Here is a 20,010-nt window from a genome sequence, read left to right as displayed (position 1 = left end):
CGCTATAAAATAACCAATTGATTATGCTAGTTTTTTTAACAAACCATTTCTGCAAGGAGCGTGCCCATTGACTACTTTTTTAGATGATCCCTTATTTGAAGAAAAATTGATTGCGTGCCGTCGCCAATTGCATCAGTATCCTGAACTCGCATACGGAGAAAAGGAAACAACCAAAGCGATAAAAAACTGGCTCTCCGATGCGGGCGTTGATATGCTCCCCTTACCCTTAGAGACCGGCGTATTGGCAGTCATTCGTGGAGCCAATCCAGGCCCTGTGATCTGCCTCCGGACGGACATTGACGCTTTACCTATTCAGGAAGCGACCGGATTGGCATTTGCTTCCAAAATTCCCGGCAAAATGCACGCGTGTGGCCATGATTTCCATACAGCTTCCATTCTTGGAGCGACCTTGTTACTCAATGAAAGGAAAGAAGAACTTGAAGGCACTGTTAAAATCATCTTCCAACCTGCTGAAGAGAGTGGCAGTGGTGCGCTGAAAGTTATTGAATCCGGCGTTCTTGACGACGTTCAAGCTATTTTCGGCATGCATGACATGCCAAATCTCCCAACTGGAACAATTGGCATCAAGTCCGGTCCGCTCATGGCAGCGGTCGATACATTCACTATTGATATCGAAGGCATTGGGACGCATGCTGCCGCACCTGAAACAGGGATTGACTCCATTGTTGTGGCTTCACACATTATTACTGCACTGCAATCCATTGTCAGCCGAAATATTTCCCCTTTGGACAGTGCCGTCATCAGTGTAACCCGTCTTGAATCTGGAAATACATGGAACGTACTTCCTCAAACCGCACAAATGGAGGGCACGGTACGTACCTTTCGCGAAAAAGTGCGTGACCGGATTCCAGAACAAATGAAACGGATCGTAGAAGGTGTTGCAGCAGGGTTCGGCGCAAAAGGTAGTCTTCATTATACAAAGCTCGGACCGGCATTGATGAATGATGCAAAACTAACGGACTGGGCCGTGAGCAGCGCCAAATCTTCCGGACTGCAAGTGATTACCCCCACTCCGTCTTTTGCAGGCGAAGATTTTGCTGAGTACAATCGTAAAATCCCCGGTGCCTTCTTCTTTATGGGGGTTTCCGGAAACTCTGATCTTCACCATCCGGACCTAATTATTGATGAAAAAGCCATTCTTCCAAGTGCAAAATTCTTTGCCAATCTTGCTGTTGATATGCTGAAAAAAGTAAAAGATCTTTGAGCGAAAATCAAACGAATAAACGTATTTTCATACTTTTAGACGTAAACAGAGCATTTTATTTTTTCATTCAAGCGTTGTTCCGCTCCTAAGCGAATCATGACTGTTTCTTTTCTTTTGAAAAAAACTCCTGAAGGATCACACTCGCCATCCTTCAGGAGTTTTTGCCATGAATAGAGACATATGTCATTGCCTTTACACATTACCGTGCACTTTTTTTACTTTGCTCAAGTAGCGATAAATTGATGCCTCAGAAGTGCATAATTCTTCCGCTACGATACTCACAATTCCTTTGAGTAGAAAGATTCCATTTTCATTTAACTTTTCAATGATTTCTAATTTCTCTTCCTGTGACATCCGTTCGGGTGGGATATTCACACCACCTACAATTTCTTTAATGCTTGCTTTTGCCAAGTCCTCGATGGAAGGGCTTAGATGTTCGACGGTCACTTCCGTTTTCTTTTCTACAGGTTTCTGTACACCAATAAATTTACTTAAGTAGTCAATAACATTTTCCATTTTTCGATAATCAACATTAATACAGAGCATGCCGATAATTTCACCGTCATGGTCCCGAATAAAGAACGTTGACGAACGTAGAACCGTCCCATCCTTGGCTACTCCTTCATAGTTGGTGATAAACGGTTTGTTCCCCGCCTTTCCTTCCTTTAACATCTTCAAGATCAAGTTCGTAACCGGGGCTCCAATCTCTCGCCCGCTTAAATTCGTTTCACTAATCGCTACAACTGAATTCTCAAGGTCGGTGACGTCATGAAGAATAATTTCAACATCGTCGCCGAGCACTTCTCCAAGAAAAGTGACAAAATCTTTGAACCTTTCTAATTTCGCGTTAATAAAACCACCGCCCCACCATTTCAAATCATTTGGAAGCCGGATCGCTTTTTGTGGCAATCGAAGCCTTCACTGCTGCACATGAGCCGTATCCTATTTCACGCGCCTTTTTTACTAGAAAAAAAATTATCACAATAATAAATAAGTTATTTCCATTTTCCAATATTCACCCAAAATTGTCAATGAATCAAGTATTCTAGTAAAAGTGATGGTCTATTCGCCTCTTTTTTCAGAAAAAAAAATAAGGCGTTCGAAATCCTCAATCATTCCGATACGCCACTATTTTTAATTAAATGAAAGAATGATGGTCCTCAAGCCTCTTACTTTAATGAATTCGCTGTTCTCGACTTTAATCGGACAATAAATGCACTGCCGGTCGGTTCAACATCTTCAACCCAAATCGATCCCTCATCGAGCTCAACCAATTCTTTGACAATTGCGAGTCCAAGTCCGGAACCGCCATTTTCACTCGTTCTGGATTTATCGAGCCGATAGAAACGTGTAAAGATTTTCTCTTTCTCGTCATCCGGAATCGACGAGCCCGAATTCTGGACAATGATATAGGAATAATGCTCGTCTCGATTAATAATGAGTTTAATCCATCCGTCCTCCGGAGTATATTTGCGTGCATTGCCCAGTAAAGAAACCATAACCTGGTGGACATAATCCTCATTGGCTAGGGCGTAGGTCGCATCCGTAATCTCAGTAGAAAAGTGTTGCTTGACATCTGTTGCGTAATCCAAAACGACATTCTTTGCGATCATTGATAAATTAACATTTTCCAGTTCTTTTGATCTGCGATCTAATCGAGCAATCATCAGAAGCTGGTTTATCAAGCGTTGCATACGTTTAGATTCTTCATCAACGAAATGCATTGATTTCTGAACGAGCTCCGGATGATCGTTGCCATGCCGCTTAATGAGTTCGACATGACCGCGTATCGCCGAAAGTGGTGTTCTCAATTCATGGGAGGCATCGGACACAAAATGCAGTTCCCGCTCAATCTGCTGATCAAGTTGACCCATCAACTGATTGAATGCCAGAGCAAGTTCATGGACTTCCTTAGGGCTTTCCGGCACAGGCACACGCTGCTTGAGATCATTGGTTTCCGTAACTTGATTGATCATACTCGTGACTTCCATCAGCGGTCTGCTCAATTTTTTCGACAGCTGATAGATTGCCAAAGCGCCAAATACAGTACCCAATAAGATACAAACCAAAAGGACTTTGATCATGAGACTAATGAATTTGTGAATACTGATCATCCGGACATACAAATCAAAGGTGTATCCGTTATATAAGAAATGGTGATGATAGATCGGCACAAGTTTCTTTTTAAAGGCAATGGATGAAAAAAGTGAGAGCTTGAATTTATACATATTATTGTCCGTAATGCTCTCGCTGCCCTTGGAATAAATCGTTTTGTGCTGCGGGGTTTCAATATGCACGTAAAAATCCGGATGTTGAGAATAAAAAATATTCTCAAGTGAATCGGTCCAATCCGGATTCTTTTCCTTTGACTCTTTATGAAGTTGCTTTTCTACATAATTAATTTCATGCTCGGTACTCTTGTAGAGTTGATAGCTGATGCTTGTAACGGCAGCAAGGCCAATGAATACTACCGTGAGAAGAAGAATTAAGATATACCAGAAGCTCATTCGGAAGAGTGTTGTCTTCCTATTTTTGTTAAAAGCGGTACGCCAATTTTTCATTCTTCAATCCTCAAAGCATAGCCAATACCGCGCACTGTGTGAATCAGACTTGAGGTTTGATTTTTGTCAATCTTATTCCGTAGATAGCGGATATAGACGTCAACAATATTGGTTTGCCCCATATAGTCAAATCCCCACACTTTGGAAAGTAATTCTTCTCGGGTCAATACCTTCCCCTCATTCTTCATCAACGTGGCAAGAAGATCAAATTCTCTCTGAGTTAAATTGAAGGTTTCTCCATCTCGTGCAGCCGTCCGTTTTTCGATATCGAGCCGCAGGTCGCCCACTTGATAAACATGATTCATTGGCGCCGCTGCGTAACTATCCTTGCGCCGGATTGCAACACGAACCCTAGCGAGCAGTTCCTCAATTTCAAAAGGCTTCGTGATGTAATCATCCGCTCCACCGTCAAGTCCCGCTACCTTATCCCCAATATAATCCCGAGCGGTCATAATAATAATCGGTACGAGACTCCGCTTACGAATGCGCCGGCACACTTCAAGTCCATTAAGTTTCGGCAGCATCCAGTCGAGCAAAATCAAGTCCCATTTTGACTCATCCTGAAGAAAAAGATTCAGGGCCTGTTCCCCATCATAAGCCTCTTCAACCTGATAATTTTCGAAGCCTAACTCCGTTGAAACAAAGGAAGCCACACTTTTCTCATCTTCAACAAGTAATATATTCGCCTTTTTCATAAGTAAAGTCCATCTCTTCCACTAATATTTCCCGATTTTCAGAACTCTCCATTATTATACAAGTTCAATGAAACGCTGTCAGGAACGTGACATGAGAATTTAATGAGAAAAATCTCATGATATTTTCATACTGCGTTAGTTACCACGTAACAATTCAAGTTTAAGATGGGCAGTGTTAAGAAGTTGAACGTGTTTTGAAATAAGTAAGTCCTTAGGAGGAAAAAATAGATGAACGAACAGATTCTAACCATTGTCGTCCCTTGCTATAACGAAGAAGCGGTTCTTAAAGAAACAGTGACTCGATTACGCGGCGTGTTAATGCACGCCTGCCGGGAACAGCTAATTGCTAAAGGCAGCACGCTATTGCTCGTTGACGATGGCAGCAGTGACCACACTTGGGAAATTATTGAACATTATATAGAAGAATATAAAGAAGTCACCGGATTGAAACTCAGCCGAAATTTTGGGCACCAGAACGCTTTGATCGCCGGAATGGAGACGGCGCGCCCTTATTCTGATTGTGTGATCACTATTGACGCCGATTTGCAAGACGACGTCAATGCAATTAAACAATTTCTAATCAAATACAATGAGGGCTTTGATATCGTCTATGGGGTTCGCGACAAACGAGAAACAGATACATTTTTCAAAAGAAACACCGCGCGTATGTTTTATGGACTGATGGGTCATCTTGGGGTCAAGACAGTGCCTAACCATGCAGACTTCCGATTACTGAGTCGTCGCGTACTCGATGAACTCATCAAATACCAGGAGGAAAATATCTTTTTACGTGGCATGATCCCGCTGCTTGGCTTTAAAAGTACGAAAGTGTACTACAATCGAGCAGAACGTTTTGCCGGTGAGTCAAAATACCCTCTTAAGAAAATGTTGAATTTCGCTGTTGATGGAATTACTTCATTTTCGATCGCACCGATCCGGATCGTCACCTATTTGGGGGCATCGATCGTCGGCATTGGTTTTCTGATTGGTGTGTACGCATTGATTCAACATTTTCTTGGTCATGTCGTTACCGGATGGACATCCATGATCCTCTCAATTTGGTTGCTCGGCGGTATACAGCTTACAGCGATCGGTGTCATTGGTGAATATATTGGGAAGATCTTTAAAGAAACCAAACACCGCCCACGCTACATCATTGAAAAGCAATTAGTAGCATCAAAAAACAACCGTTTTGAGAAACAAGCGCTCTAAGAGAAATCTGAGCATTATTGTCGGAGTTATCGTGCTATCGATACCCCGTATGAATAGGATGTGACTTCTATTTTAACAATGAAAAAAAGCCTGATTACTCTGTTTAGCATTGCATTTGTAGCATGCTTTCTCGCTGTACTCGTGATCAGTTTCCTGTATCCATTAATCTTTCATCATACCCAGGGTCTTATGACAACAGCACTTGCTCTTGCACTGTTTGCAATGATTGTGCTCTTGTTTCTGATTTCCTGTTATCGATGGCTCGGAAGATTCTCCGACCATGTCATCAATAAACTTTCAACCGGCCTCTTTGCAATCATGCTACTGATTGAGGGAACATTGATCACCGTCTTTAATTCGATCATTCCCCCGGCCATTGATGGCGGACATACCTACGCAGAAGCCTTATATCTTCTCGCGCATGGACATGCATCCGACAGTATTTATTTTAAGGTGTATCCGAATAACATCCCGATCACCCTGTTGCGTTACGTTCTTTATCGTATTTTTGATCTCATGCATGTAACGAATTATATGATCATTGATCGGAGTTTCTGTGCGCTGATCTTGTTCGTCGGCATTTTCCTATCATGGAAGCTTATACGCACGTTTTTTGATGCACGGACAGCATGTCTATTTCTATTGATCGCGCTCACATGTCTGCCGTTATTCTTTTACACCATGTACTTTTACACAGATACTGCTGCCATTGCCTTTCCGGTTCTGCTGCTCTATCTTTGGGATCTGTACAGTCGTTCGATGAAAATTCGATACATTTTTTTGCTTGGGATTGCTCTAGGCATTGGCGATCTAATCCGGCCAAATCTGATTTTATTTCTGCCGGCGCTCGTCATCTATATGTTCCTTGTTCTGAACTGGAAAAAGACATTGATCAACCTCGCCATTATTGGTATTTTGATCAGTTCGATTAGCTTAGCTTCCCAGGGTGTCGAACGTCATTTTGGCTATACCCAAGATCCTTCGTTGTCCATGCCCACACTTAACTGGATCATGCTCGGCGTCTCTCAAGACGGTGGCTACAATCGTCATGATTATGAGTTGACACGACAACAGCCGGACCAGGCAGCGAAAAAACACGCAGCAGCACTTCGGATCGAGCAACAAGTAAGTCACTATGGATGGCAAGGATTGGTTCGCCTTTGGGGGATAAAGACAGCGAGAACGTGGGGAACCGGTGCGCATGGCTATTATTGGTACACCCATTTGTCCAATCATCCTACCAAAGCGTACCAGTATCTCTTTAATCATAAAAATCAATTGACTCTTTTTATGATCCAAGTGTTTTATATCGTAAACATTTTACTCTTGATCCTTTCCGTACTGCGCTACTTCAGAACGAGAAAGGCAGATCTCAATCTTTTGATCCAAATTTGCCTGTTCGGGAATTTTATCTTCTATGTGTTCGTGTGGGAGGCAGAGCCGCGCTATAGCATGCTCTATACACCATTCATTCTGCTCGGCAGCATATTCGGATTTAGAGAGCTTGTCCACTTATTAAGTATGGAAAATGCGGAAAAGACACGTGTTCAGCGTGTGGGCAAAGGACTCCGGCTTGTACTCACAGGCAGCCTACTTGCCGCAGTCTTCCTTTGCGCTCAAGCAGGATTCACCGCCTATACACAGGCCAAGTCGCCTCAACGAAGTTACATTGTTGATCAGCACTATAAAGTTGGCAAGAAAGGTGTCCTCGTTGATAACCGTCATGCGATCGCTCAGACTTTTCGCGCCACCGGAGCATATAATCGCGTGGACATCGGTATTCGCACAGTAAAAGGCGCAGGGACCTATCACATTACCGTTGGCAACCTGCATACAGGAAAGATCTTTTATTCAAAAGATGCTCTTATTTCTAAGTCGAAAAAGATGTTAACTTTAAAGATGAATCATAAGCCTTTGGTAAAAGGCGATGAAGAAATCATTACGATCTCTAAAGTAAGGGGCGACGCGCATTCCGCCATTACATTCAATATAAGCGGAAAAGGCTATGAGCAACGTGATCTTTATTCTGAAGGTCGTCTCATACAAAAGGGTTTGAAGGACCAAAAGAAAGATCTCCAATTCATGGTTTATGAAACAAAAAATGGTCCTTATCTTAGCAGTTTTGCTTATCAGATGCTGTTCGTTCTTCCCGTTCTGATGCTGATCTGGTATGGTTACGTTTCACTCAGTATGGATCGTGCCGGAATCGATGTGAACCGTCGAAAACAGCAGCAAGTGCAACAAGCATCCGATAAAACAGTCCAACGATCAAGTAATGAACAGATGCGGCGTAATAATTAATTAAAGCCGTAACAAAATAATTAGTAATCAAGAAAAAATCCCTGAGTTGATTTTCATCGTCAACTCAGGGATTTATAGTTATACTCTTGTTGGATGACCATTATGACAACCGTGATCTGAAATCATCATAGCTAAATTCTTTGATCACGCGAATGCCGTCTTCCTCATTATAAGAAGCAATTGCAGGCAGTGCGATGCCATTGAACGTGTTATTTTTAACCATTGAATAGATGGCCATATCACAGAACACCAATCGATCACCGACCTGTAGCGGCTGATCAAAGGAATAATCCCCGATCACATCACCGGAAAGGCATGTTGGTCCGCCTAACCTATAAGTATGTGCCTGTTCTCCAGGCTTCCCAGCATTAATGATCTCCGGTCGATACGGCATCTCAAGTACATCAGGCATATGACAGGTTGCGGATGTGTCGAGAATGGCAATTGGCATCCCATTCTCAAAGACATCAAGAACAGTTGTGACAAGATAGCCGGTATTCAGTGCCACAGCTTCACCCGGCTCGAGGTAAACCTCGAGGTCGTACTTCTCTTTGATCGCTGTAATACATTGCGCAAGGCGGTCAAGATCATAGTCCTGACGTGTGATGTGATGACCGCCACCAAAGTTGATCCATTTCATCCCTTTAAGATAGTTGCCAAACTTACGCTCGACGACAGCCAATGTATGTTCGAGTGCATCGGAATTTTGCTCACATAACGTATGAAAATGCAAACCGTCCAAACCGTCCAATGCCTCAGGATCGAAATTGGCTTCGGTCACACCCATACGTGAATAAGGTGCACACGGGTCGTAAAGCCCTGTTTCAACTTCCGAATATTCCGGATTCACGCGCATCCCGCATTCAATATGTCTCGGTGCATTTTTCACCTGCTCTTTGAACTTTGCCCACTGACCGAATGAATTGAAGACAACATGGTCGCTGACCTCAAGGATCTCTGCAAAGTCTTTATCATCATAGGCAGGAGAGTAGATATGCACTTCTTTGTTCATTTCTTCACGCCCAAGACGCGCTTCATACAATGAACTGGAAGCGACTCCGCTTAAATACTCCCCAATTAGCGGATAATACGCGAACATCGAGAACGCTTTTTGTGCAAGAAGAATCTTGCATCCGGTACGTTCTTGAAGTTGTTTTAGAATCTCCAAATTTTTCACAAGCAGCCGTTCATCAATGAGATAGCTCGGCGACGGTGCTTTTGTAAAATCAATATTCATTCACGAACTCCTTAGTCAATCAGTGCCGGGGCAAAATCTTCATGCCATGGCAAACCGAATTTATTTAATGCATCCATGAATGGATCCGGATCAAATTCTTCGATATTAAAGACGCCCGGACGTTTCCACTTTCCGGTCATAACCATTGATGCGCCTATCATTGCCGGAACACCGGTCGTATACGAAATCGCTTGTGAGCCGACTTCTTTATAGCATTCCTGGTGATCGCAGACATTATAGACATAATAGGTCAGTGGCTTGCCGTCTTTAACCCCTTGGAAAATGCAGCCGATATTGGTTTTACCCTTTGTCCGCGGGCCAAGTGACGATGGATCCGGCAGCACAGCCTTAAGAAATTGCAACGGCACAATTTGCTTGCCTTCGAACTCAATCGGTTCAATGGACGTCATGCCGACATTCTCAAGAACTTTAAGGTGCGTGAGATAATTCTGTGAGAACGTCATCCAGAAACGGATTTTCTTAATGCCCTTAATGTTCAGCGCGAGCGATTCCATTTCTTCATGATGAAGCAGGTAAATGTCTTTTGGTCCGATTTGTGGGAAATCGTAGACACGCTTGATTGACATCGGCTCCGTTTCAATAAACTTTCCGTTGTCAAAATAACTTCCGTTCGCGGTCACTTCACGAATATTAATTTCCGGATTAAAGTTCGTTGCGAATGGATAGCCGTGGTCCCCCGCATTCGCATCAAGAATATCAATCGAGTGGATTTCATCAAAATAATGCTTTTGGGCATAAGCAGAGAACACACTTGTAACCCCTGGGTCGAACCCGCTACCGAGCAAAGCAGTGATTCCTGCTTCTTTAAAACGTTCACGGTACGCCCATTGCCATTTGTATTCAAATTTTGCTGTGTCTTCAGGTTCATAGTTTGCCGTGTCGACATAGTCGACTTTCGTTGCGAGACACGCATCCATGATCGTTAAATCTTGATAAGGAAGCGCAACATTAATCACGATGTCCGGTTTCACTTTTTCAATCAGTGCAATCAGTTCCGGTACGTTGTCGGCATTCACTTGTGCCGTTGTGATCTTTGTTTTCCCTCCGTCAAGCTTTGCCTTCAATGCATCACATTTTGAAACCGTACGGCTGGCAATACAAATTTCCTCAAATACGTCCGGATTCTGACAACATTTATGTACCACTACGCTTGCGACTCCGCCAGCGCCAATAATCAATGCTTTACCCAAGTTAAAACGCCTCCTTAATTTTTAGCCTGTCCATCCGTCTTCTAACTAACTTTAGCATCAAGCCCTTATTCCACTTCTTCAAGTAATTCCTTCACATAATTCGGTAATGCAAATGCACCCACATGGATTTTGTCATTATAATAGTTCGTTTTCAGTTCACGTTTTTTCCAGGCAACTGCGTCAAAATTCTCTATCGGGTGATAGTTCTTTGAGGCGAAACCAAACAACCAATGACCGGAAGGATAGGTCGGGATATGCGCCTGGTAGACCCTGCTGATTGGAAAGGAATCAATGATCCGCTTATGGGCACGCTGCATCGCAACGGCGTCCTTAGGGTAGAATGGACTTTCATGCTGATTCACCATCGCACCTTTTTCTGTCAGTGCCTTAAAGCAGTTTCCATAGAATTCCTTCGTAAACAGACCTTCGCCCGGGCCAAATGGATCCGTTGAATCGACAATGATCAAATCGTATTCATTTTTCTTTGAACGGACAAACTTCAACCCATCGGCATAATGAATCGACACCCTCGGATCATCCAGCTTGCATGCCGTTTGCGGCAGATACTTTTTGCAAACCTCAATGACCTTTGCGTCAATCTCAACCAAATCGATTTTTTCGATGCTTGGATAACGAACGAGCTCACGAACTGCTCCGCCATCTCCGCCGCCGATCACCAATACGTTCTTCACGTCAGGAAGAACGTTCATCGGGACATGAACAATCATCTCATGATAGATGAATTCATCTTTCTCCGTCAGCATCATGTAGCCATCAAGCGTAAGAAAGCGTCCGAACTCAAGCGAGTCAAACAGATCGATGCGTTGAAATTCGCTCTGACCGCTGTAGACTTGGCGATCCACTTTAATAGAGAACGTGACATTGTCTGTATGTTGCTCTGTAAACCATAATTCCAATCCGATCACTCCTTCACGGTCTGTATTCGGTTCACTTGACTGTCCTGAGTACCTGTCATAAAACAACCTTTTTCCTTCGCGTATTGAATATATTCCAATACTTCAGCGGTCACTTTTTCACCAGGTGCGAGAATCGGAATGCCCGGTGGATAGCACATGACGAACTCACCGCAAATGCGACCAAGGCTTTGTTCAAGCGGAGTGGATTCACATTCCGCGTAAAAGGCCTCCTGAGGGCCAAGCACAACTTGAGGTCGGATATACTCCTGACTCAACATGCCCGTTCGGTCCTTCGCATAACGACGTTTGATTTCCGATAATGCAGAGACAAGCCGCTCAAGATCAAGAATTCGGTCACCGATTGAAAGATAGGCAAGGATGTTACCGATATCGCCAAACTCAATTTGAATGTCATAGTCATCACGTAGAATATCATACACTTCAATACCGGCAAGACCGACATCTAAGGTCAACACGGAAAGTTTGGTGCGATCGAAATCAAATATCGAATCACCATTAATCAACTCACGAGAATAGGCATAATATCCACCAATTTGATTGATCTCGTCACGTGCATAGTCAGCCATCTTGCTAACTTTATCAAAAATATCTCGACCTCTAAGGGCAAGATTTCTTCGCGAAATATCAAGTGACGAAATAAGCAGATAGGAGCCGCTTGTTGTCTGCGTCAAGTTAATGATCTGGCGGACATAGCCTTCGCTTAATCCGTTCACGAGAAGCAATGAGCTTTGGGTTAGCGATCCACCTGACTTATGCATGCTAACCGCCGCCATATCTGCACCAACAGACATTGCAGAAGGCGGAAGGCCCTCGCCAAAATAAAAATGTGTGCCATGGGCTTCATCAACAAGCACCAGCATGTTGTGCTTATGAGCGAGATCCGTGATCGCCTTCAGATTAGAACATATGCCATAGTAAGTCGGGTTATTGACCAAGACCGCTTTGGCATCCGGATTCTCAAGAATCGCTTGTTCGACATCCGCTACCGACATGCCCAGCGAAATGCCTAATTCCTTATTCACCCCAGGATTTACATAGACCGGGATCGCTCCACTTAGAATCAGTGCATTGATTGCACTGCGGTGCACATTGCGTGGCATGATAATCTTCTCGCCTCGTTTGCAGGCGCTCATCACCATGCTTTGAACAGCCGAGGTCGTTCCATTAACCATGAAGAACGCGTGCTTCGCACCGAACGCATCGGCAGCCAGTTCTTCTGCTTCCTTAATCACAGAAACCGGATGACAGAGGTTATCGAGCGGCTTCATTGAATTAACGTCCACCGTCAGGCATTTTTCTCCAAGAAATTCGGTCAGTTCCCGATTGCCTTTCCCTCGTTTATGCCCCGGCACATCAAAAGGCACAACACGCATAGATTTATAACGATTCAGCGCCTCCAGTACCGGCGCACGTTCTTGTGATAAATGTGTCATTTTCTCTGCTCCACTAATCAAATATATTGGCTCCGCTGAAAATCTCAATCATTTCTTTACGGAGGTTGTTGCTGATCTTCAAGCGCTCCTTTGGAGGAATCTCAAGAACATCACGATTAAACAGATAATTTTGCAGTTCCGGCTCTTTAATCAGCAGTTTGGTATGAAAGAGATTTGCCTGGTACACATTAATGTCCACGGCATCATATTTGTCAAGGGTCTCATTATCAATATAATTCTGTATTGAGGTCATCGGATGATCCATAAATAGTTTCTTCCCATTAACGTCACGTGTAAATCCACGCACACGATAATCGGCTGTGATGATATCCGAATCAAAACTCCCAATCAAATAATTTAATGTATTCAAAGGTGAAATTTCTCCACAGGTTGCGACATCGATATCAACGCGAAATGTTGCGATAGCGTTCCCTGGGTGAAATTCCGGATACGTATGCACGGTTACATGACTTTTATCCAGATGTCCGACGACCGTATCTGAGTACTGTCCAAGATTGCACGAACGATCAATTTTATCTTTTGGAAATTCTTGCTCAGCGATGAGAATGGTAACACTGGCACCCTGAGGATCATAGTCCTGCTTACTTATGTTGAGGACATGGGCACCGATCATTTCCGTCACTCGGCAAAGAATATGGGTCAGTCGCTCTGAATTGTACTGCTCGTCAATGTAAGTAATGTAATCTCGTTGCTCACGTTCACTTTTCGCATAACAAACATCATAAATGTTAAAGCTTAGTGACTTCGTGAGGTTGTTAAAGCCGTACAATTTCAGCTTATTTTCCAACCCTATCCTCACAGCCTTTCCCAGTTATTTCAGGATCCAATGACAGATGTGTCACGTTCAAAAGAGGAAATACAAAGAATTGCGTGATGCTTACAAACGAATAGATACAAAGCGTACACGTATCCCTTCGTTATTCTCCGATAAAAATTCAATTTCAATTATATAGAGAAGTCCAACTAAGTCAAGCTATTCATTGAATAATTGATCATGCATTTTTTAGGTAAGAAAACGATCGATGCGCTCTGCTGAAAATTTTATTCTTTCTTATATTATAAAACACGTTTGTGTTGATTGCGAATCATTAAAAAAAGGTGGTATACGTTACGTTTTTCTTGTTTGGTGCTTTCAGTGCCCACTTGCCACAGGCGTCTCGCACCACGCCTTACTTAAACCTCCAATAAAAAAATCATTCGTTGTTAACCAAGTCATGCTCAACCCGTTAAATCTTTAAGTACGTGATCCCTAGAGAAACGTTTTGCACAAACAAAAAGCGTCTCACGATCGTGCCGAGAAACGCCGTAAGGCTTCAATAAATCATTATAATCATGTTCTTTCGTACCGTTCATAAATAGCTAAGCATCGTATCGAAAATTTTCGACCAATCCTTTGATTGTGCCAATACTTTCCTTTTTTCCACTGCTTCCGGTTGCTCTATAGTAACTGCCATTTGCTCACAGACCTTAATCAACTGGTTTACGTCTTCACGTTCAACGCATTGATAGCAGCCTTGTTGTTCATATTTTTTCGTAGACGGCAAATGAATACCGATAGCTGGCTTTCCTGCTGCAAGGAATTCAAATAATTTTAATGGAAAAACTGCATGATTGTATGGAGATGATTTGTACGGCATAAGTCCAATAGCGATGAGCTGCATATAATGTGGGACTTCATAAGGTGGTACACCGGCAATCCAATCCACATTGTCCCGCTTGATCAAGCGTGCAAATTCCGGATCACCGTTTGTTCCATCCGGACCCACAAGTAAAAGTTGCCAATCCGGTTTCTTTTCAGCTAATTTATTCAGTAGTGCAAAATGAAGTTTCGGTTTAATGCCGCCAATATAGCCAAGAACCAATTTTCCTTCCGCCACAGAATATCGCTTCGACCGATCCACGGGTTTTGAAAAAAGTGTATAATCAACACCATTCTCTAAGGTGATCACTCGATTTCTTTTTAGTTCAGGTAGTTTGAGCACTGTTTGTTGATGCAAATAGTCCGATGTGCAGAAAATCAAATCGGCACGATCAATGATGCGCTGTTCCGCTTGGCTAATGATATGACTTCTCATACGCGTAATTAACGAACGCTTGCCACCAATTGATGCTGTCCAAAGATCACTGCAATCATAAATGACTTTATCCCATGGGAAAAGTTGGCTGAGTATTGGAAAGCCCGGAAATGTATACCATAAATAAATAGGCTCATGACTTGCGAATCTCTCAAGATGGTGAATCAATTGAGTCAATTGCCATTTATGAAAAAATGAGAGGTAGCGACCGAAGCGAAACGTTTTCTGAGGAAGCAGATCTTGCACCGGCCACTGCTCGATCAATCCTTGCTCACCGACATTGGTGATGGAACCATGATGCGGCGTAGGGCAGATCCAGAATACTTGACGCGTATTTGGTTGCGCAGCTAAAAAATCTGCAAGCCTGTGACGGCGATAGCGCAGACCATCCTGTTCCCACAAACCCGCACCAACTACAACATGAATCGTCTTCAAAAGAGTCCTTCCTTTCACGAAAAACTGCCGTTCATAAAGCGTTTGATGCATGCGTTCGCAGCGTAATTACAGAAATACCAACATGAAGCCAGAAACGGCAATCGTTCGACGCTACGATACACATACCAAGTCTTCTGTGCCGCTCTCCACTTATTCCCCGATAGCGATGACTTTCCGCTAATACGATACTCCGCCAAGGGTTCATCTAATCCATAAGCCACTGTTCCTTTTTTTAACAAAGAAAGCCAAGTAGCCAAGTCCTGGCGTGCACGCAGATCCGGCATGTGAAAAGGGCCAGTCTGTGCTCTGTCGATCATCACGGTTAGGCATCCGACGATCGTATTTTTCAACATCCGTTTATAAGTCACCCGAGCCGGTGCAGAAATGATTTGATCCAACAGATGGCCCTCCGCATCCATTAACTCATAGCTCGTAAATGTAAACGCATAGCGATGGATCTCCATAAAGCGGAGCTGTACTTCAAGCTTATTCGGTTTCCAACAATCATCACTATCAAGAAAAGCGATATATCGACCTTGTGCTTGATCAAGGGCCGTATTCCGGGCATATGCTGCACCATGATTTTCTTCAAGAAAAACAGGGTGAATCCGACTGTCCGCTTTCGCAGCTTCAGTAAGTAGTGCCTGTGTCTGGTCCGTTGATGCATCGTCAACAATAATCATTTCCCAGTAGGGGTAGGTTTGTTCACATACCGATTGAATCGTTTGCATGATTGTCTTTTCCGAACAGTAAGTGGGGGTAATAACCGAAATTAGAGTTTGTTCGATAGCCATGGAAGCCACCTCCTACACGTCTTCTCTTTTTCGTACAAATTCCGGTAAAGCTGCAGCGATAAGAACAAGCGTGATCCCAAGCATGATGCCTAAAACCGCCCGTTTCTTTGAGGACAAGGTCGTTACACCTGAATTGCTCCCTTGTTTTGCAGCTTGTAGCAGTTGTGCCGGCCGCATTTTCAATTTTTCGTTCTGAAGCTTGTAAAGAAAACGTTCACGATTCACCGTTTCCCCTTGTTCTGGGTTCATTGTTTTCATAGCATGAATCGTTTGATCAATGACCTTTTCCTTCTCGTCAAAGTGTTTCGAGTCCATTTTGAGAAAGGCATTCGTAATCTGATGCACACCATCAATAGCATCATTGGCTTTCTGGGCGCGATAACTGATTTGGATCAAATGATTGGGCATCTCACTGACATTAATCCGGGTCATAAATGTCTTTGCCTCGTCAGTCCCCAACGCATGACTATTTTGTTCATAGAAAGACAGATTAGATAAAAGCAGAATCACCTGTTGCGGATCGTTATACTGATTATTTTCATAGTCTCCCAACTGGATCGTCGCTTGCGCATCGTATTCAGAAGGCATTTTCCCGACCGGGATCAACCATCCGAGCACGCCAAGCAAAACGGGTAACGCCAAGACCACCCATAGATATTTTTTTAGTCTTGTAAACACACGATTCAATACATTCACTTCGCTCTAGCCACTCCTGACTGTACAATTTCCTGTCGCGTGCCACCAAGTACCGAGACGGTGCACAGTACAAATCCTAGAAAAACCCAATGAAAATATAAATTGCTAACTGAACTTGGGCTAATGCTCGACACTAAAAGGGCAATTTGTGCTGTCATACAGGTTTCAAGAAGAAGCTTTGTTTTTTCATCCAATGCTCTTCCATAACTTTTATATAAGGAGATAAAAAGTGCGCAATACATCGCTAAATACCCAGCCCCAAACAATAAACCAAAATTTCCGGTAATTTCGGCAAGCCAGTTATGAATTTCAAAAATATGATTGGTGTTTAACAAAGGCCGGTATTTAAGATAGACCGGCAAGTTGCCTGCCCCGACACCTACGCCGAAGCTGTCCGTCAGATATTGCCAACCACTCTGAAGCAGGTGGACACGTACCGCATTAGAACTCGGCGTATCATTTACTGAATAAACCATTTTACCTGGGAATAATCCTTGCAACTTGGCAAGCAGCTTTGCAGAAAGAAACAGTAGACCACAAGCGCCGATGCAAGCACCACCAATAAGTGCACCTTTTTTATACACTTTCGGAAGTAGTAAGAAGAAATAAAAGACGATTCCTGCTGCAATACCAAGAAGACTCGCCCGTGATTCAGTCAAGTAAATAAGCCAGACCGAGCAACCAGCCAGCGCCAAGTGCATCGCGTATTGCCATCTTTTCTTTGCATACCTGCATGCAGCTAAATAAAAGAAGCAAGAGATCGCCAGCAAGGTTGCAAAATCGTTTTGGTTAGTGAACACAGCCGTTGGATACGCTTGTTTGTAGGTCGGTCCTCCATAAAGTGTCGAGGTCGGCAATTGGATTTGCCCGAAATGATTGATTAAGCCAAGCAAGAGTAATAAGGTGCTCATCAGTAACCAGATCTTATGAACCATCAGCAAATGATCGACTTGTGTAAACGTAAAAACCGCCATTAAGAGAAAAAGAATACCTATGCCAAACAGAAACCAATAGTTCAAGCCTTCGACTACAGACCAAGACCAAATAAGTGATACCGCTCCATAAGCAAGCCATATCATCAGAAAGTAGATCGAGCCTTTAATCGGCATCCTCTGCCATTCCTTAGAAAAGCCTCCAGAGTGAACGGCGCGTATTAGAAAAAGAACGAAACAGCCGATCAAGAATACCCGATAGATAAAAATGGTGAAGAAACCGACTGAAATACTGAGCAGTGCTTGATTTAGAAAAGTGGACCCAATCAGCACATACATTAGACTTAAATGAAAAACAGGCAACGTCAACCATTCTTTGCTTAAGAGTGCAGCAAGGATCACTAGCCATGTCCAGCCCATAAGCAGAGCCCATTGCAACCAAAGATTGCTCATCCAATAGATGCCGATCAACCCAGCAGTAAACAGACTGATCATCATGCTTGTATAAAGAACAGATCGACGATCCATCTGTTGTCGATTCAAAGTCCATAACGTTGCGGTCATGTTTTGCCTCCAATTTCGTGCTTAAACAGCCGCTTTTTTCTTACGCTTTAATGCGCGCAGGGTCATCCGCAAACCATCAGACAACGAAACTTCAGGCTTCCAACCAAGCAGCTCTCTCGCCAGTTGATTCGAGAGCATGCTATGTCGGATATCGCCGTTTCGTTTTGGACCATAATAGACATCCAAATCCGACCCGGAAACTTCCTTCATCACTTGGAAAAGGTCCTTAATGCTAATCGCTGTCTGCGACGAGACATTGACACATAGGCTTTCTTTAACAGCAATCGAAGCAACCACAGCAGCTGCCACATCTTTGACGAAAATAAAGTCACGCGTCTGATCACCGTCGCCATAAATCATTGGCGGAGTTCCTTTTTGGATACGGTCGGAGAAAATCGAGACAACCCCACCTTCTCCCTCAGCATCCTGACGCGGCCCGTACACATTGCTGAAGCGAAGAATACTGTATGGCAACTGATAGAACTTCTCAAACAGATTCAGGTAGTGTTCAACAGTGAGCTTTGTCAGTCCGTATGGAGATTCCGGATGGGTCGGATGCTTTGTCGTTACCGGAATTTCAATCGGATTTCCATAAACCGCAGCGGACGAAGCAAACACAATTTTCTTCACTGACGCAAGTCGTGCCCCGTTCATTACATTTAACGAACCGGTAACGTTCGTTCGTTGATCAAAGAGCGGATCTGCCACGGAGTTAGAGACACTTATTTGTGCAGCCAAATGAATGATGTAATCCGGATGAATCGATTGAATAACATTAATCGCTGCCGGATCTGCAACATCACAGATATATAAATCAATCGGTAAATCGGCAATATTCTCCTGATGCCCGGTTGAAAAGTTGTCCATCACGGCAACCGTATAGCCTTTTCTCAGCAAGGTTTCAACAACATGTGAACCAATAAATCCGGCTCCCCCGGTAACGAGCACTTTCTCCACGGAAATCCCTCCTGATTTTTTGCGTTCTTTGATGTGTTTATCGAGCGCCTTCTCCAGTAAACAGCACCTTAATCGTGCGTACTATAATCGTTAGTTCCAGAGATGGTGATAGGTGACGAACATAATTCAGATCATGGACAAGTTTCTCTTTAGGCGATAAGTCATACCCCCCGCTTACTTGTGCAAGCCCGGTCAATCCAGGCTTGACTAGCAATCGATTCTTAAACCCTGGAATCTCACGCTCAAATTTTTCAGTGAACATTGGACGTTCAGGTCTTGGACCGATTATAGACATATCGCCCTTTACAACAGACAGAAATTGAGGAAGCTCATCAATACGTGTTTTGCGAATGAAACGACCAACACGTGTCACACGTGGATCATTAGCTTCCGCCCATTTTGCACCTGCATGCTCTGCATCTTTCCTCATTGATCGTAGCTTGACGAGTCGAAATGCCTTTCCAGCCTTGCCCACACGTTCTTGATGATAAAACGGTGACCCCGGTGTCTCGAGAACAATAAGGATTGAAAAAAAGAGAATGACTGGTGCCGATAACACCATTCCTACCAAGCCAAACACCAGATCAATGCCTCGTTTGACCCATAGATACGTATTCACCCCATGGGGGAGGGCAACCGGCTGCGGTTTCATCACCGTATAACTGCTGCAAGCCTCTATTTCTTTTTCCGCCTTCACATGAAACACCTCTCCAGTTCACCTCT

Annotated in this window: 17 protein-coding genes; 3 read left to right on the top strand and 14 right to left on the bottom strand. The window is 43.6% G+C overall.

What is annotated here, in order from left to right; all coding sequences use genetic code 11:
• Positions 1 to 67 precede the first annotated feature (67 nt).
• The gene (locus NIE32_RS02355) at positions 68 to 1,225 is read left to right on the top strand and encodes an amidohydrolase (protein ID WP_253052619.1); all 1,158 of its coding nucleotides are present in this window, start codon (positions 68 to 70) and stop codon (positions 1,223 to 1,225) included.
• 192 nt (positions 1,226 to 1,417) lie between these two features.
• Here the strand turns inward: NIE32_RS02355 and NIE32_RS02350 are convergent, their stop codons facing one another.
• The 3 genes from NIE32_RS02350 to NIE32_RS02340 form a co-directional block, all read right to left on the bottom strand.
• The gene (locus NIE32_RS02350; RefSeq protein WP_253052617.1) at positions 1,418 to 2,134 is read right to left on the bottom strand and encodes a helix-turn-helix transcriptional regulator; all 717 of its coding nucleotides are present in this window, start codon (positions 2,132 to 2,134) and stop codon (positions 1,418 to 1,420) included.
• A gap of 260 nt (positions 2,135 to 2,394) precedes the next feature.
• Positions 2,395 to 3,786, bottom strand: a complete 1,392-nt coding sequence (locus NIE32_RS02345) for a sensor histidine kinase (RefSeq protein ID WP_253052615.1) — start codon at positions 3,784 to 3,786, stop codon at positions 2,395 to 2,397.
• A complete protein-coding gene (locus NIE32_RS02340) occupies positions 3,783 to 4,481 on the bottom strand; it encodes a response regulator transcription factor (protein ID WP_253052613.1) in 699 nt (232 codons plus the stop codon). The genes NIE32_RS02345 and NIE32_RS02340 overlap by 4 nt, the downstream gene beginning before the upstream one ends.
• Before the next feature lie 228 nt (positions 4,482 to 4,709).
• Between NIE32_RS02340 and NIE32_RS02335 the strand changes: the two genes are divergently transcribed.
• Both NIE32_RS02335 and NIE32_RS02330 read left to right on the top strand, forming a co-directional pair.
• Entirely contained in the window at positions 4,710 to 5,693 is a 984-nt protein-coding gene (locus tag NIE32_RS02335; RefSeq protein WP_253052611.1) for a glycosyltransferase family 2 protein, read from the top strand.
• A gap of 78 nt (positions 5,694 to 5,771) precedes the next feature.
• A complete protein-coding gene (locus tag NIE32_RS02330) occupies positions 5,772 to 7,994 on the top strand; it encodes a glycosyltransferase family 39 protein (RefSeq protein ID WP_253052609.1) in 2,223 nt (740 codons plus the stop codon).
• A gap of 100 nt (positions 7,995 to 8,094) precedes the next feature.
• On the opposite strand, the gene nspC is transcribed toward NIE32_RS02330, so the two are convergent.
• The 11 genes from nspC to NIE32_RS02275 all read right to left on the bottom strand — a co-directional run bounded on the left by nspC (position 8,095) and on the right by NIE32_RS02275 (position 19,984).
• Entirely contained in the window at positions 8,095 to 9,231 is a 1,137-nt protein-coding gene (gene nspC / locus NIE32_RS02325) for a carboxynorspermidine decarboxylase (RefSeq protein ID WP_253052607.1), read from the bottom strand.
• Between the two features lie 11 nt (positions 9,232 to 9,242).
• Positions 9,243 to 10,442 (bottom strand): saccharopine dehydrogenase family protein, encoded by a 1,200-nt coding sequence (locus NIE32_RS02320; protein WP_253052605.1) that lies wholly within the window; start codon positions 10,440 to 10,442, stop codon positions 9,243 to 9,245.
• A 65-nt stretch (positions 10,443 to 10,507) separates the two neighbouring features.
• Complete coding sequence (gene speE / locus NIE32_RS02315; protein ID WP_253052603.1) at positions 10,508 to 11,359, bottom strand: polyamine aminopropyltransferase; 852 nt, start codon at positions 11,357 to 11,359, stop codon at positions 10,508 to 10,510.
• A gap of 5 nt (positions 11,360 to 11,364) precedes the next feature.
• On the bottom strand, positions 11,365 to 12,813 hold the full coding sequence (locus NIE32_RS02310) for an aminotransferase class I/II-fold pyridoxal phosphate-dependent enzyme (RefSeq protein ID WP_253052601.1): 1,449 nt from the start codon (positions 12,811 to 12,813) through the stop codon (positions 11,365 to 11,367).
• A 13-nt stretch (positions 12,814 to 12,826) separates the two neighbouring features.
• Positions 12,827 to 13,621: an adenosylmethionine decarboxylase gene (speD, locus tag NIE32_RS02305; RefSeq protein ID WP_253052599.1), complete on the bottom strand. Its 795-nt coding sequence runs from the start codon at positions 13,619 to 13,621 to the stop codon at positions 12,827 to 12,829.
• Between the two features lie 562 nt (positions 13,622 to 14,183).
• On the bottom strand, positions 14,184 to 15,344 hold the full coding sequence (gene tuaH, locus NIE32_RS02300) for a teichuronic acid biosynthesis protein TuaH (RefSeq protein WP_253052597.1): 1,161 nt from the start codon (positions 15,342 to 15,344) through the stop codon (positions 14,184 to 14,186).
• Positions 15,345 to 15,358: 14 nt separating this feature from the next.
• Positions 15,359 to 16,138: a teichuronic acid biosynthesis protein TuaG gene (tuaG, locus tag NIE32_RS02295; RefSeq protein WP_253052595.1), complete on the bottom strand. Its 780-nt coding sequence runs from the start codon at positions 16,136 to 16,138 to the stop codon at positions 15,359 to 15,361.
• 12 nt (positions 16,139 to 16,150) lie between these two features.
• The gene (locus tag NIE32_RS02290; RefSeq protein ID WP_253052593.1) at positions 16,151 to 16,834 is read right to left on the bottom strand and encodes a hypothetical protein; all 684 of its coding nucleotides are present in this window, start codon (positions 16,832 to 16,834) and stop codon (positions 16,151 to 16,153) included.
• Positions 16,831 to 18,330 carry a teichuronic acid biosynthesis protein TuaE gene (gene tuaE / locus NIE32_RS02285; protein WP_253052591.1) on the bottom strand — a complete coding sequence of 500 codons (1,500 nt, stop codon included), beginning with the start codon at positions 18,328 to 18,330 and terminating at the stop codon, positions 16,831 to 16,833. The genes NIE32_RS02290 and tuaE overlap by 4 nt, the downstream gene beginning before the upstream one ends.
• 21 nt (positions 18,331 to 18,351) lie before the next feature.
• The gene (locus NIE32_RS02280; RefSeq protein WP_253052589.1) at positions 18,352 to 19,287 is read right to left on the bottom strand and encodes a GDP-mannose 4,6-dehydratase; all 936 of its coding nucleotides are present in this window, start codon (positions 19,285 to 19,287) and stop codon (positions 18,352 to 18,354) included.
• Between the two features lie 37 nt (positions 19,288 to 19,324).
• Positions 19,325 to 19,984, bottom strand: coding sequence for a sugar transferase (locus tag NIE32_RS02275; protein WP_381451501.1), 660 nt, complete (start codon positions 19,982 to 19,984; stop codon positions 19,325 to 19,327).
• Between the last annotated feature and the right edge of the window lie 26 nt (positions 19,985 to 20,010).

Source organism: Sporolactobacillus kofuensis (assembly GCF_024125425.1).
GTDB classification, from domain to species: Bacteria; Bacillota; Bacilli; order Bacillales; family Sporolactobacillaceae; genus Sporolactobacillus; species Sporolactobacillus kofuensis.
The sequence above is the reverse complement of the archived record's forward strand: the minus strand, read 5'-3'. Positions and strand labels throughout refer to the sequence as shown.

Bases quoted from the DNA above. Each gene is read 5' to 3' on its own strand.
- tuaG (WP_253052595.1), bottom strand. From the start codon at position 16,138: ATGGCTATCGAACAAACTCTAATTTCGGTTATTACCCCCACTTACTGT.
- NIE32_RS02335 (WP_253052611.1), top strand. From the start codon at position 4,710: ATGAACGAACAGATTCTAACCATTGTCGTCCCTTGCTATAACGAAGAA.
- NIE32_RS02340 (WP_253052613.1), bottom strand. From the start codon at position 4,481: ATGAAAAAGGCGAATATATTACTTGTTGAAGATGAGAAAAGTGTGGCT.
- NIE32_RS02310 (WP_253052601.1), bottom strand. From the start codon at position 12,813: ATGACACATTTATCACAAGAACGTGCGCCGGTACTGGAGGCGCTGAAT.
- tuaE (WP_253052591.1), bottom strand. From the start codon at position 18,330: ATGACCGCAACGTTATGGACTTTGAATCGACAACAGATGGATCGTCGA.
- NIE32_RS02330 (WP_253052609.1), top strand. From the start codon at position 5,772: ATGAAAAAAAGCCTGATTACTCTGTTTAGCATTGCATTTGTAGCATGC.
- nspC (WP_253052607.1), bottom strand. From the start codon at position 9,231: ATGAATATTGATTTTACAAAAGCACCGTCGCCGAGCTATCTCATTGAT.
- NIE32_RS02345 (WP_253052615.1), bottom strand. From the start codon at position 3,786: ATGAAAAATTGGCGTACCGCTTTTAACAAAAATAGGAAGACAACACTC.